Here is a 13,043-nt window from a genome sequence, read left to right as displayed (position 1 = left end):
ATGGATTCGGTAGACATTTCAAATTATCAGCAAAAGCAACGCGGCAAGGTTTTAAAAAAGCAGGTTCCAAAACCTGGTTTTTCCTGGGGCGAACTGCTTTCCAAGGACATCAGTTTCGGTTCGGGAAAATTATCAGACAAGAAGAAGGACGGTTTCTTTTTTGAACTGAGCACGCTGCTGCAATCGGGCATTGATTTGAAGAACAGCCTGGACCTGATGACGCTGGAACGCATTAAGGGGGTAAAAGATAAACATACAGCGCTTATTCAGCAGATTAAGGAGCAGGTGATTGCGGGGCAATCGATGGCTTTGGCAGTGCAAAGTTCGGGCAAGTTTTCTGACTACGATTTTTTCAGCATACAGATCGGGGAAGAGACGGGTAACCTGGCCGAGGTGATGAAGGATCTGGCGGTGTATTATCGCCGCAAGATTGCCCAGCACCGGAAGATCGTTGGCGCACTTACCTATCCGCTGATCGTATTGAGTACTTCGGCCGGGGCAGTGTTTTTTATGCTGCGTTTTGTGGTGCCCATGTTTAGTGATGTGTTTAAGCGCTTTGGAGGCAAACTGCCCTGGATTACCCAGGTGGTGATCTCTTTTTCTGCTTTTGTGGAACGTTTTTTTATTCCTGGTTTCTTGCTGATAGCGCTGCTGGCTTACCTGGTTTACCGGAATAGAAATAGTATTGCTTTCAGACGGGTAACATCTGACCTGGTGTTGAAGATCCCGGTACTGGGTGAGCTGGTGAAGAAGATTTACCTGGCCAGGTTTTGCAACACGATGCGCCTGCTGGTGAGTACCAGGATACCTTTGCTCCGGGCCATTGCTATGTCCGGGCAGACGATTGTTTTTTACCCCCTGGAAGTTTCTTTAAAGAAGGTGGAGCAGGGCATAATGGAGGGCAGGGCTTTGCATGAGTGTTTAAGTGATTTCAGCATTTACCCGCCCAAGCTGGTGCAGCTGATTAAGGTGGGTGAGGAGATCAATAAACTGGATTATTTTTTTGAAAGTATAGCCGGGCAGTATGTAGATGAGATAGAACACCAGACCAATACGCTGAGCAAGCTGATAGAACCGCTGATCATCATTTTTTTGGGACTGGTGGTCGGGTTTATCCTGGTGGCGATGTACCTGCCGATGTTTGAAATGAGTAATAGTTTTTAACGCTGATCAGCTCCCTTTAGCCGATCGCGTCATTTGCTCAAAAGCATCCCACATCTCATCAGGAATAGCCTCCAGCCCGTTAAACTGCCCCGCACCCTGCAGCCACTCCCCTCCATCGATGGTAATGACCTCACCGTTGATATACCCGGAGAAATCGCTGACCAGGAAGGCAGCCAGATTGGCCAGTTCCTGGTGTTCGCCAACCCTTTTTAAGGGAACCCGGTTTTTGAAATCGAACTTTTCTGCCAGATCGCCTGGTAACAGGCGTTCCCAGGCACCTTTTGTAGGGAAGGGGCCGGGTGCTATGGCGTTGGTACGGATGCCGTATTTACCCCATTCTACTGCTAACGACCGTGTCATAGCCAATACGCCCCCTTTTGCACAGGCAGAAGGTACTACATAAGCCGAGCCGGTAAAGGCATAGGTAGTGACGATATTCAATATACTTGCGGCCTGTTTTTCTTTGATCCAGTGTTTGCCAAAGGCAAGGGTACAGTTTACCGAACCTTTTAACACAATATCAATAATGCTGGAAAAGGCATTTGCCGATAAGCGTTCCGTTGGGGAAATGAAATTACCTGCAGCATTGTTTAACAGGCTGTCTACCCTTCCAAAGGTTTTCAATGTTTCGGCCAGCACCTGTTCTACCTGTTCATATTCACGGACATCGCAGGCCAGGGGCAAAACCTTGCCGCCGGTTTCCTGTTCCATCTCTGCTGCTGTTTTTTGGAGCACCTCCAGTTTACGGCTGGTGATGACCAGGTTGGCGCCCAGTTTCAGAAAATAAGTACCCATGGCCTTGCCAAGGCCGGTGCCGCCACCGGTGATCACAATGGTTTTGCCTTTTAAAGCATCATCTCTCAGCATAGGTTGGTTATACATGGCTTATTTCTTTTGCAGGTTGTCAATAATTGTTTTCAGGATATTTCTTGTAGTTGGGGCCCACCATTGCTGCAGCATTTTTTGCAGGGCTGCAGTCTGATCGGCACCGGTAGCCGCGATCAGCCCTTGCCTGATGCTGAGCTTACTCTGTTCCCAGGTATTGCGCTCCATCCCCATGTATTTCCTGATCTTCCGCTCGGCTGCAGTTAAAATACTGGCCGGATTGACCAGCTCGTCTACCAGGCCAATCTGTAAGGCTTCCTCCGGGCTGAACAGCTTTCCTTCCAGCAAGCTGCGCGAGGCATTTGCCTGGCCCAGCCAGAAAGCATACAGGTTAAATATGCTGTTGGGAACAATGATGCCTACCGGAACTTCGTTTAAGCCAATAATGTATTTGCCTTCGGCCATGATCCTGTAATCGCAGGCCAGCGCAATGACACAGCCGCCGGCAGGACTATGCCCGTTGATGGCGGCAACCAGTGGCTTTCTGAAAGCAGTAATCGCCGCAGTGAAATTCAAAAATAAATGCCAGAAAGACTCGGCTTCTGCCTCGTTGTAATTGTACAGTTCGATCAGGTCCAGACCGGCCGAAAAGAAATTTTCCTTTCCGGTAATGATCACTCCGGCAATATTCGGGTCTCCGGATATGTTGTGCAGCATGTCTGTCAGCTCGGTAATCATTTCCCGGTTAAGGGCATTGGATTTTCCTCTGTCTAAGGTAATGATGCTTAAATGGTCTTTTATCGTAACTTTTATGGTATTCATTTTATTATTTTACTTCGTAGGTATATACTGCTCTTGCCAGATGGCCCATCATGTCTATTCCTTCTATAACAACGCGGTAAGTACCGGCTTCGTCTGTATTGAAATAATTAAATGCAGCCTTTCCGTTCACATCGGTTACTACATGTGGGTTCCAGTATACCGTGCTGCGCAAGTCTGCCCTGTTGTCGGGTTTTGCCGGGTCATATTTAGGGGAATAAAACTCCCTGACGATGTGATAGCCTTTAGGCGAATAGGTGATGATGCCCGGCGCAAAGCTGGATCCGGTATAACCCCCGCCGCGTTTGGTGGTAATGATCAGCACACCGCCCCCTCCCCTGGAACCGTAGATGGCCGTATTGCCGATGGACTTTAAAACTTCTACGCTTTCTACATCTGAGGGAACGATATTGTCAAGAAAATCTGATTCCACGTTCATGCCATCCAGAACAATCTGCATGGGTGCTCTTCCGCCGCCACTGAAGGCACTTCTGGTAAGGTAAGGAATGCCCATTTCAAAGAACAGGCCTGCTACCCGACCTTGTAAACACTGGGAAAGTGTAGCACAGTTATCCAGCATCTCGCCACTGAGCACAAAATCTGCCCTGCCTGCGCCGTTCAGGTTAGACGAGTTTGGTGCGGGATTCTTTTTCTCTACAATGTTTACCTCATCGAGCGTGATGCTCCGCTCCAGCACCCCGCGTTTGGTCAGCTCATCGAAGTAGTTGTTGCTTTTTTTCAGGTAGCCCTGGAGTGCCTCGTTTACATTTACTTCAATGTCGCCGGTGTTTTTGTTCCGGGTTACAATCTGTCCGGGCACAATGTCCAGTTTAATGTCAACACTCTTTTTGTCTTTTGCAGTTCGGCCCTGTACAATAAATTTAGTGCTGTCGGTAAAGATCAGCTTGTCAAAGTTAAACCTGCCCTGTGCATCGGTGAGGGTATCGATGGCAAAAAAGCCGCCGGAAGAAGAGAACAGGGAAACTTTACTGTTTGGCAGGGGCTTGCCCCCGTAACTGGTGATGACGCCGCTGATGCCCAATGATTTTTCGGGCTGATAATTGATGGTTGGCAGGGTATTGCTGATGATGTTTTTCCAGATAATCCTGCGCCAGCCTTGTGTAAGCATCAGGTTGTCCATGGCTTGTATGGTTTTTGGCTCATTATCGAGGAAGTAAGAATTGGGTTCCTCCACATAGCCAACCAGGTCTGATGTGAGCAGCAGGCTGCTGAAAATATTGCTTTCATTTTCAGGATCAGGTTTTACCGAAGCGGTATTGGTAACGGCTACAGAAAAGCTGCCCTGTAAAGGTTTATCACTAAACTTGCCCAGCAGGTTTAGCGCTACTTTTTCTCTCCTGGCATAGCTTGGCTTCAGGCTTTCCAGGCTGGCATTGATCCGGTCTTCTATATTGTTTACAAAAGCCAGCCGCTCGCATACCGGTGTATTGGATGCATTGAAGAGCGTGAATTGTGCAATGCCTGAAGGCAGTTCTTTTTTAGGGATGGAGGCCGTGATGATCTGTTTCTGGGAAGCGGACCTGGTTACGAAATAAACATTTCCACTGTTCTGGGCAACCAGTTTTAGCTCATTGGTTCCCACCAGGTCGGTTGTCATCATTATTTTTACCACAATCTTTTCCGGGCTCGTATTGTTTATGCTCAAAACATATCCGCTTGCCTGTGCTTTGGGCAGGTTAAAGTTTTGTTCAGATCCATCTTTAAATTTAACTTTCGCAGTATAGACCTTTCCTGGCTGGGGATTTACTACAAAGCTTCCCATCCCAAGGTGCAGGGTTTCGAAACGGTTTACCTCAGTACCCTCATTGTCTACAATCACCCCGCTTACAGGTTCGCCCAACCCACCTGCATTGGTTGCTTTCATGGCAACTTTATTGGGCAGCCCCTCTACCAGGTTGCCACCTTCAGGGAAAAACTGTACATCTACTGTATTTGAAGTGGCTTTTAGCGGAATGCTTTTGGTGATTTTCTGTTTGTTGGGCAGATTAATGGTGGCCATGATCTTGCCCGATTTATATAAAGCCGGCTGTGTGTTCAGGTAACTGATGCTGATTTCGCCTTCACTATTGGTGCTGGCCTTACCTTTGGCCAGATTTCTGAAATTCAGCTGGATTTCATAGCTCACTTCACTATCGGTATAAGGCAGCCCGTTCTTATCTGTAAATTTGATTTTGGCGTTTACTTTTTCGGCAGTATTTTCTTTGCTGTAACTGTATTGTGTACTGGTAAACACTTTGTTTGCCCAGGAGTTCCCTATTTTTATGGTCTTGTCAAAAAAGAATTCCGGCCCGGCATTTCTCATCCATTGTGTATAGGCCCTTATCCGGTAATTTCCTTCGCTGAGGGTATCCGGCAGCTTAAAATCGCCCCAGGTGATTCCGCCATCCATGGGTAGTTTTAGCTGACTTTTTATAGAATCCTTTTCATTGATCAGCTCTACATATAAAGCCTTGCTGATGTTGGTAGGCCCGGAAGTTTGTGTGTTGATGACATAGGCTTTGAACCAGATGTCGTCTCCAATGGCATAATAAGGCTTGTCCAGGTGCAGGTGTACTTTTTCCTGCGCATATTTTTTATTGTAATCCTGCAATCTTTTAAGAAGACTCTCGAAAGGGTCCTCTACCAGTTTAAAGGCAAAAGAAAGGCAGGTTCCAAGGATAAGTATCCCTGGCAGGATGAATTTTAATTTCATAATGTGAGCATAATTAACAAAGCCTCAATATACAAATATTGAGGCTAATTATAATTTAAAAAATAGCTGGAGCCTTGTTAAAATTTATTCTTCCACATCATGCTTTCAACCGGCTTGGTGGTTTTATTGTTGTATTTCGCATTGCTTTTGGTATTGTACAGCGTTCCAATGCTGCCCTCAACCATAAAATAGATCAGCTGACCGATGGGCATGCCGGCATAGATACGTACCGGCTGGGCACAGGAAATTTCAAGTGTCCAGGTGTTACAGAAACCAACATCCCCTTTTCCTGCGGTGGCATGGATGTCTATCCCTAAACGGCCGGTACTCGATTTGCCTTCTAAAAAGGGGATATGCGCATGCGTTTCGGTATATTCCAGCGTTACACCCAGGTATAAAGTGCCGGGCTGAAGAACATATCCTTCTTTGGGAATTTCAAAATGATCCACTTTGTTGTGGGCTTTCGCATCCAGGACCCTGTCTTTATAGGTAGCAAGATATTTACCTAAATGCACATCGTACGAGTTGGTACCAAGGCATTCTGCGTTAAAAGGTTCAATTATTATGGTGCCTTTATCTATTTCTTCAAGAATTCGTTTGTCAGACAGGATCATTATTATATAGTATTTGGACGAAATTATGATTAATTTAAGATACTTTTGCATTGTTTTCTAAAATAGAGATGCCTGTAGTTTTTAATAAAAATATTGATGAGGATACCATACTGGCTGTATGGAAAATTGAAGAAAGTGAAGAACAGCTGCAATCAGGCTTACAACTGAAACAGCACGAGCTGGATATCATCTCTTCTTTTAACAATGGCAAGCGCCTTTTGCATTGGCTGAGTACGCGTGTTTTGTTAAGAACAATGCTCAACACGGTCGAGTATATCGATTGCAGAATGGATGAACACGGCAAACCCTATCTGACTAATTTTGATTACCACATTTCTTTAAGCCATTCTTACGATTATGCTGCTGTGATTATCGGAAAGAAGAAAAAGGTTGGGGTGGATATTGAACTGATCAAACATAAAATAAGGAGCATTAAGCATAAGTTTTTATCTGATATTGAACTGGCCCAAAAACAGATCGGGGATAACATCAACGGCCTGTATGTTTGCTGGTGTGCCAAGGAGGCTATTTATAAGTGGAACGGCAGGAAAGGTTTGGAGTTTAAGCAGGACATCCATATCAAGCCTTTCAGATTAAAAGCAGATGGAAAGTTAAATGCGCTGGTTGATTTGCCGGAAGGCAGTTTGGAACTTACCGTTCATTATTTTAAAATGGACGATGGATATATGCTGGGCTATGTAGTTGCTTAATTTTCGCAAAATGAACAAGAAAGTAGAATTTTTGGATTGGGGCCTTACGGATTACCAGGAGGCATGGAATAGGCAGGAGGCTATTTTTGAAGGCACTGTTGCGTTAAAAACACAGAACCGGACTAATAATACCCAGCTGGAAACCCCCAACTATCTTGTGTTTTGCGAACACCCGCATGTATATACCCTGGGAAAAAGCGGGCATCCTGAAAACCTGTTGCTGGATGAGCAGGGCCTGGCCGATAAAAAGGCAAGGTATTATAAGATTAACCGGGGTGGCGACATTACCTATCACGGGCCCGGACAGCTGGTGGGCTACCCTATTCTTGACCTGGACAATTTTTTTACGGATATACACCTTTACCTGCGCACACTGGAGGAGGCTGTTATTTTAACCCTGGCGGATTTTGGGATTGAGGCGGGGCGCTATGAAGGTTTTACCGGGGTGTGGCTTGATGCAGACAACGATAAGGCCCGCAAAATTTGTGCTATGGGCGTAAGGTGCAGCCGCTGGGTAACCATGCATGGCTTTGCCTTCAATGTAAATGCTGACCTTGACTACTTCGGGAACATTGTGCCTTGTGGGATTGACGATAAGGACGTGACCTCTATGCAACGGGAGCTGGGTTATGAAGTTGATATGGAGCAGGTTAAAGAGAAATTAAAATTTCATATCGCTGTGTTGTTTAAAATGGAAATCCAGTAAGCTTAAACAAAAAAACATCCTTGCGTAATTCTTGTTTTTTATAATTAGTACTATATTTATATAAACTACTAAAAAACAAACTATGGATTACAACTCAGAGTACGCGGCAGCCGGTGCCGGAATTGGAGCCGGTATGGTAATTTTTTGGCTGGCAGTTTTGGTGCTGGTATATGCTTCATTATGGAAAATCTTTGTCAAAGCCGGAAAGCCGGGCTGGGCGGCCATCATTCCAATTTATAATGCGATAGTATTAATTGAAATTGTAGGTAAACCTACCATTTGGATACTTTGGCTGATCATCCCATGTGTGAATATCGTATTTGGTATCTGGCTGACGAACCTGCTGAGCAAAAGCTTTGGCAAAACTGAAGGTTATACCGTAGGCTTGATTTTACTGCCCATTGTATTTTATCCTTTGCTTGGTTTTGGAGATGCCAGGTATTTAGGGCCATCAGCTGCTGAGGCACAACAGGGCTTTAACAATCCGAACAATCCGTTTGGCGCAAATAACCCTTTTAAAAATCCTAATGATCCGTTCAATCAACCACCTACAACACCAGGAGTTTAATTGCTGATCATTAACCTATATATACTATCCGCCTGGTCTGCTTTTGCTGGTCAGGCGGATATTTTTTTGCTGCCCTGTCCTTTTAAATGCCTTACGGGCTTTGATTGCCCAGGTTGCGGTTTCCAGCGCTCCTTGCTGGCACTTTTAAGGGGAGATTTGCAGGAGAGCTTTCGGCTGTACCCACCTGCCATTCCTATCCTGATTACACTTGTAGTGGCACTTTCTGCCCGATATTTAAGCCAGAGAGATCAGCCTTTGCTGATTAAGACTTTATTTTTAATTACCGGCTCCATCATTATGGGAAGTTACCTGGTTAAGGTTTTCCATCCGCAGGCACATTGACCTGGGTTTGTGTTAATATACCAGGGAGGTCTGGTGGTTGTAATCTTTAACCACTGTTTTCAGGAAATCCATTTCGTTCATGCCGGCAGGTATGCTTACGGAAAGCAATGCGGACACCTTTCCTGACATCACATAGATCAGTTCTGGATTGTACGTTTTATAATAGGTGGAGATGACTTCATGGATCAGTTCTACGTCCCTGTCGTTGAGCAGGCTGGTATTGTTAAATACAGGAGTGTATGCTTCATCTGCCGGATGAAAGGCAATGTGTTCAAAATCTGTGCGCGGAACGGTTTTGATAACTGTTGTTCCGGCTACAATATCGCCGATCCTTTGTTTTTTTTCTGATACCGCAATACAGATCAATCCTCCAACCTGGGCTGTCAGGAGGAAATCGACCAGGCGGAACAGCCAGCGGATGAAGTACTGACCTATGGTTGGCTGGCCACCGTCCAGGCTGATTACTTTTATTTTCATGATGCGTTTACCCACACACTGTCCGTTCATAAAAATCTCGCAGATGAGATTATAGAAGACATAACTGACGGCATAGATACCGATCACTATGGGGATAAGATAGGTGGTGCTTTTTATCATACCGGAAATACCTGTTACCGCAACAAGCAGGACAAAAATGATATATAAACCAAAGAATATCCCCAGATCTATGAGCCTCGCTGCAATGCGCTCGCCCAGACCGGCAACCGGATAGTCAATGTCTACGTGCTGACTTGTATTTACCTTTATTGTTTCCATAGCTATTCAAATATAATACTGATGTTGAATTAATTGTTGTAAAATGTTTTTTTGTCGCTATTTTAACAGAAAATTACATTCTTACCAAAATTTATGAGAGAGGCGTTGTTTGTTAAACAGAATTCTGGGAAGTGGAAGTCCTATGAGCAGTTGAAAACAAGCAATCCTGACGAACTGGCTGCGCGTTTTATAGATATTACCAATGATCTGGCTTATGCCAAAACGTTTTATCCGACGTCTAAAACCACGGCTTATTTAAATGGACTGGCATCGGTACTGCATCAATCTATCTATAAGAATAAAAAAGAAGATGCCGGACGCTTTATCAGGTTCTGGAAATTTGAACTGCCGGTTTTGTGCTATACCTATCGCCGGCAATTGCTGTATTCGCTCCTGTTTTTTGTGATCTCCTGTGCCATCGGCGTCTTGTCGGCTAAATATGATGATGCCTTTGTAAGACTGATTATGGGAGATAGTTATGTAAATATGACCAATGAAAACATTGCAAAAGGCGATCCTTTCGGCGTTTACAAACAACAGGGCCCCGTATCTATGTTTCTGCAGATTGGCGCCAATAACATTTATGTTTCTTTACTGATGTTTGTAAGTGGAATATTTCTTGGTATTGGTCCTGTTTTTATGCTGTTGAGAAATGGGATTATGCTGGGCTCATTTCAATATTACTTTTTTAGCAAAGGTCTTGGTGCTGCATCTGTGCTGGTGATCTGGATCCATGGAACTCTTGAAATATCCTCCATAATTATGGCGGGGGCTGCAGGACTTGTGCTTGGTCATGGCTTGCTTTTCCCCAGGACCTATACCCGTTTGCAGGCTTTTAAAAACAGTGCAAAAGACGGCACCAAGATGGCGCTGGGCATTGTACCCATTCTTGTTGCAGCCGCATTTTTTGAGGGTTTTGTTACCCGTTATACCAGTATGCCGTTGTGGCTAAGCATAAGTATTTTAAGTGGATCTTTGCTCTTTGTCATCTGGTACGTAGTTATTTATCCATCACAATTAATTAAACGCAATCCAATCATTTAAGATGTCAGGAAAAATCGAATTTAAAAAACTTAGGGATTTCGGTGAGGTTATCAACGACACCTTCCTTTTCATCAGGGAAAATTTCAGGCCGTTAATAAAGATGTTTATTTACCTGTGCGGGTTCTTTATCCTGGCAGGTATCATCGCCGCTGTGATGCAGCAGCTGAACTTACAGGCTATAGGTGCAAACCCAAACAATCCATTTGCGGGAGGTATCAATAATCTGTTCACCTGGAATTATTTCCTGGTAATTTTTATTTCTATGGGAACCTATACCGCAATTACAGTGTCAACGCTGAGTTTTATTGCGCTGTACATTCAAAAAGGTAAGGTTGCTCCCAATCCGGAAGAAGTATGGGCCTACTTTAAATATTATTTCTTCAGGGCGTTCTTTAGCAGCATCGGTGTAGGGTTATTTCTGACTTTTGCTTTTATACTTTGTTTGTTGCCAGGGATTTATGTGTTCCCGGCAATGTCTTTGTTCTTCCCTGTCATGATTTTAGAAAATGCCGGTTTTATATATACGTTTAACCGGTCGTTTAAGCTGCTTAAAAACCAGTGGTGGTTAACTGCCGGCGTAATACTGGTGATCTGGGTGATCGCCTATTCCTGTATGATGTTTGCTTCAGCTCCCGGGTTTATTTTAACCATGGTTGGTACTTTTATACCGGGTGCGAAAGAATGGAGTAAAGTGATGGTGATTGTGGGCACGATCCTGCAGTACATCAGCTATGCATTTATGATGATTCCGGTAATTGGCGTTGCCTTATGCTATTTTAACCTGGTAGAGGTGCAGGAAAGTTCAGGTTTGATGGACCGTATCAATCAATTTGGTGAAGAAAAGAACGGGGATACCAGTTTAGAGGAATATTAGCATGCAAAGAGCGCTCATTGTATTCTTCCTTACTGTTCTTTCTCTCCATTGCTTTTCAGCCTTTTCGCAGGGGCCTGCCACGATCTTAAAAAAGGCCCCGCTTAAAAATGACAGTTCAGCTGTAGTACAGAGGAACTTTGACCTGCAGAAAATAAAGGATTACAGTGTACAGAAGGACTTTCAATACGATGAACAGGCACCAATAAATACCAGTTGGTGGGACAGGTTCTGGAGATGGTTCTGGGATTTACTGAACGGGGCTTTAACAAACAAATATTCTGGTGGTTTTATCAAATACCTGGTTATCGTAATTGTGGCTGCCTTAGTGATCTTTGCTGTGGTTAAGCTGATTGGACTTGACCTGAAGATCTTTGCCCGGAAATCCAAGGCTGTTGATGTACCCTATGATGAGTCATTGGAGAATATTCATGAGATCAATTTTAATGAGGAGATTGAAAAAGCCGTTGCAAATGGCAATTACAGGCTTGCGGTACGCCTGCTTTACCTGCGTTCCCTTAAACTTCTGAGCGATAGGGAGCTGATCAGCTGGCAGCCTGAAAAAACCAATCAGGCTTATATAGATGAACTTATTGATCTGGAAAGAAAGCAGCAATTTACGGTGCTTACCTTACAGTTTGAATATATATGGTACGGTGATTTTTCTATTGATAAAGAAAGTTTCAAGGGGCTTAAAGGCAGTTTTGAAAGATTTAATGTGAAAGCGCTATGAAGGGACTGAGATTATACCTGATAGGGAGCGCTGTAGTGATGCTGGTATATTTAATTGCGCAGTACTATAAACCCAAGCCTACAGACTGGACGGCGACTTATTTAAAAGAAGATAAAATCCCAATGGGGACCTATATCCTGTACCAGGAGCTGGGAAGTATCTTTCCTGAAGCAATGATCAGTCCCTCAAGATTACCTGTTTACAATACCTTAAAGGATAAGGAGTTCAGGCATAGCATTTACCTGTTTATTGCGGGTGAGGTAAAAATGGATGAATATGATTACCAGGAACTGGTTAAATATATGGAAAAGGGAAACAGTGTGCTGATTGCAGCTTATCAATTGAGTGAGCTCTTAACGGATACACTGAATTTGAGAATGAACTCTGTACTTAACTATGCGGGTAAGAAAGCCACCAGGATTAATTTTGTAGCCCCGGCTTTAAAGGATAGAAAAGGTTATGCCTTTAACAAGGGCCTGGGCGATCAGTACTTTAGCAGGGTTGATACATCAAGGGCAAGTGCTTTGGGAAGAAATGCAAATGGAGATGTTAATTTTGTAAAATATACTTATGGCAAGGGAGCACTGTATATCTTGCCAAGTCCGCAATTGTTAAGTAATTACAATCTGTTGAATCCTGTTGGGGCCAATTATATGGCTAAGGCACTTTCCTGCTTGCCTCCTGCGGAAAAAGTGATCTGGGATGAAAATAACACTAAAGGGAATGTTGATGACGCATCGGTTCTGCGCGTTTTGTTCAGGAACGACCGGTTGCGATGGGCTTACTACCTGGCCCTGACAGGATTATTGGTATTTGTGTTTTTTGAAATGAAACGCCGTCAGCGTATCATTCCTGTCATAGACCCGTTAAAAAATACTTCTGTTGATTTTGTTAAGGTTGTGGGTAAGGTTTATTACCAGCAGCGGGACAACCGGGACATTGTACAAAAGAAGATTATTTATTTTTTAGAACATGTGCGGACCAATTACCGCCTGAAGACCACAAAGCTGGATGAAATGTTCGTATCAGACCTCGTGCTTAAGTCTGGAGTAACCGAAGAAGTGACACGACACCTGATAGAACTGATAAACAAGCTTAATAATGCGGTTGTGATCAATGACAATGAGCTCATTAAGCTGAATAAATTAATAGAGAAATTTTACAAACAAGCCCAATAA

General features: G+C 44.1%; 14 protein-coding genes. 9 read left to right on the top strand and 5 right to left on the bottom strand.

The window, feature by feature from the left end; all coding sequences use genetic code 11:
- A complete protein-coding gene (locus R2Q85_RS16020; RefSeq protein ID WP_316812813.1) occupies positions 1-1,164 on the top strand; it encodes a type II secretion system F family protein in 1,164 nt (387 codons plus the stop codon).
- A 6-nt stretch (positions 1,165-1,170) separates the two neighbouring features.
- Here R2Q85_RS16020 and R2Q85_RS16015 read toward each other — a convergent pair whose 3' ends face one another.
- The 4 genes from R2Q85_RS16015 to dcd form a co-directional block, all read right to left on the bottom strand.
- On the bottom strand, positions 1,171-2,046 hold the full coding sequence (locus tag R2Q85_RS16015) for an SDR family oxidoreductase (protein ID WP_316812812.1): 876 nt from the start codon (positions 2,044-2,046) through the stop codon (positions 1,171-1,173).
- A 3-nt stretch (positions 2,047-2,049) separates the two neighbouring features.
- Positions 2,050-2,811: an enoyl-CoA hydratase/isomerase family protein gene (locus R2Q85_RS16010; RefSeq protein ID WP_316812811.1), complete on the bottom strand. Its 762-nt coding sequence runs from the start codon at positions 2,809-2,811 to the stop codon at positions 2,050-2,052.
- 4 nt (positions 2,812-2,815) lie between these two features.
- Positions 2,816-5,521, bottom strand: coding sequence for a TonB-dependent receptor plug domain-containing protein (locus tag R2Q85_RS16005; RefSeq protein ID WP_316812810.1), 2,706 nt, complete (start codon positions 5,519-5,521; stop codon positions 2,816-2,818).
- Between the two features lie 77 nt (positions 5,522-5,598).
- Positions 5,599-6,135 carry a dCTP deaminase gene (gene dcd, locus R2Q85_RS16000; RefSeq protein WP_316812809.1) on the bottom strand — a complete coding sequence of 179 codons (537 nt, stop codon included), beginning with the start codon at positions 6,133-6,135 and terminating at the stop codon, positions 5,599-5,601.
- A 68-nt stretch (positions 6,136-6,203) separates the two neighbouring features.
- Here dcd and R2Q85_RS15995 point away from each other — a divergent pair, with 68 nt between their 5' ends.
- From R2Q85_RS15995 to R2Q85_RS15980, 4 genes are all read left to right on the top strand, one after another.
- Complete coding sequence (locus R2Q85_RS15995; protein WP_316812808.1) at positions 6,204-6,845, top strand: 4'-phosphopantetheinyl transferase family protein; 642 nt, start codon at positions 6,204-6,206, stop codon at positions 6,843-6,845.
- 10 nt (positions 6,846-6,855) lie between these two features.
- Positions 6,856-7,551, top strand: coding sequence for a lipoyl(octanoyl) transferase LipB (gene lipB, locus R2Q85_RS15990; RefSeq protein WP_316812807.1), 696 nt, complete (start codon positions 6,856-6,858; stop codon positions 7,549-7,551).
- 82 nt (positions 7,552-7,633) lie between these two features.
- Positions 7,634-8,119: a DUF5684 domain-containing protein gene (locus R2Q85_RS15985; protein WP_316812806.1), complete on the top strand. Its 486-nt coding sequence runs from the start codon at positions 7,634-7,636 to the stop codon at positions 8,117-8,119.
- A complete protein-coding gene (locus R2Q85_RS15980; RefSeq protein WP_316812805.1) occupies positions 8,120-8,461 on the top strand; it encodes a DUF2752 domain-containing protein in 342 nt (113 codons plus the stop codon).
- A 12-nt stretch (positions 8,462-8,473) separates the two neighbouring features.
- Here R2Q85_RS15980 and R2Q85_RS15975 read toward each other — a convergent pair whose 3' ends face one another.
- On the bottom strand, positions 8,474-9,217 hold the full coding sequence (locus R2Q85_RS15975) for an RDD family protein (protein ID WP_316812804.1): 744 nt from the start codon (positions 9,215-9,217) through the stop codon (positions 8,474-8,476).
- A gap of 93 nt (positions 9,218-9,310) precedes the next feature.
- On the opposite strand from R2Q85_RS15975, the gene R2Q85_RS15970 reads away from it, so the two are divergent.
- The 4 genes from R2Q85_RS15970 to R2Q85_RS15955 are packed head-to-tail and all read left to right on the top strand — an operon-like array spanning position 9,311 to position 13,043.
- A complete protein-coding gene (locus tag R2Q85_RS15970) occupies positions 9,311-10,261 on the top strand; it encodes a stage II sporulation protein M (protein ID WP_316812803.1) in 951 nt (316 codons plus the stop codon).
- Between the two features lies 1 nt (position 10,262).
- Positions 10,263-11,135, top strand: a complete 873-nt coding sequence (locus R2Q85_RS15965) for a hypothetical protein (RefSeq protein WP_316812802.1) — start codon at positions 10,263-10,265, stop codon at positions 11,133-11,135.
- A 1-nt stretch (position 11,136) separates the two neighbouring features.
- Positions 11,137-11,865 (top strand): DUF4129 domain-containing protein, encoded by a 729-nt coding sequence (locus tag R2Q85_RS15960; protein ID WP_316812801.1) that lies wholly within the window; start codon positions 11,137-11,139, stop codon positions 11,863-11,865.
- On the top strand, positions 11,862-13,043 hold the full coding sequence (locus R2Q85_RS15955; protein ID WP_316812800.1) for a DUF4350 domain-containing protein: 1,182 nt from the start codon (positions 11,862-11,864) through the stop codon (positions 13,041-13,043). Before R2Q85_RS15960 ends, R2Q85_RS15955 begins: the two co-directional genes overlap by 4 nt.

Source organism: Pedobacter heparinus, assembly GCF_032678725.1.
Taxonomy (GTDB): domain Bacteria; phylum Bacteroidota; class Bacteroidia; order Sphingobacteriales; family Sphingobacteriaceae; genus Pedobacter; species Pedobacter heparinus_A.
Note: the sequence above shows the minus strand (reverse complement) of the source record. Positions and strands in the feature narration are given on the sequence as shown.

Excerpts from the sequence above, each read along its gene's own strand:
- R2Q85_RS16020 (WP_316812813.1), top strand. The coding sequence starts at position 1 with ATGGATTCGGTAGACATTTCAAATTATCAGCAAAAGCAACGCGGCAAG.
- R2Q85_RS16015 (WP_316812812.1), bottom strand. The coding sequence starts at position 2,046 with ATGTATAACCAACCTATGCTGAGAGATGATGCTTTAAAAGGCAAAACC.
- R2Q85_RS16010 (WP_316812811.1), bottom strand. The coding sequence starts at position 2,811 with ATGAATACCATAAAAGTTACGATAAAAGACCATTTAAGCATCATTACC.
- R2Q85_RS16005 (WP_316812810.1), bottom strand. The coding sequence starts at position 5,521 with ATGAAATTAAAATTCATCCTGCCAGGGATACTTATCCTTGGAACCTGC.
- dcd (WP_316812809.1), bottom strand. The coding sequence starts at position 6,135 with ATGATCCTGTCTGACAAACGAATTCTTGAAGAAATAGATAAAGGCACC.
- R2Q85_RS15995 (WP_316812808.1), top strand. The coding sequence starts at position 6,204 with ATGCCTGTAGTTTTTAATAAAAATATTGATGAGGATACCATACTGGCT.
- lipB (WP_316812807.1), top strand. The coding sequence starts at position 6,856 with ATGAACAAGAAAGTAGAATTTTTGGATTGGGGCCTTACGGATTACCAG.
- R2Q85_RS15985 (WP_316812806.1), top strand. The coding sequence starts at position 7,634 with ATGGATTACAACTCAGAGTACGCGGCAGCCGGTGCCGGAATTGGAGCC.
- R2Q85_RS15975 (WP_316812804.1), bottom strand. The coding sequence starts at position 9,217 with ATGGAAACAATAAAGGTAAATACAAGTCAGCACGTAGACATTGACTAT.
- R2Q85_RS15970 (WP_316812803.1), top strand. The coding sequence starts at position 9,311 with ATGAGAGAGGCGTTGTTTGTTAAACAGAATTCTGGGAAGTGGAAGTCC.
- R2Q85_RS15965 (WP_316812802.1), top strand. The coding sequence starts at position 10,263 with ATGTCAGGAAAAATCGAATTTAAAAAACTTAGGGATTTCGGTGAGGTT.
- R2Q85_RS15960 (WP_316812801.1), top strand. The coding sequence starts at position 11,137 with ATGCAAAGAGCGCTCATTGTATTCTTCCTTACTGTTCTTTCTCTCCAT.
- R2Q85_RS15955 (WP_316812800.1), top strand. The coding sequence starts at position 11,862 with ATGAAGGGACTGAGATTATACCTGATAGGGAGCGCTGTAGTGATGCTG.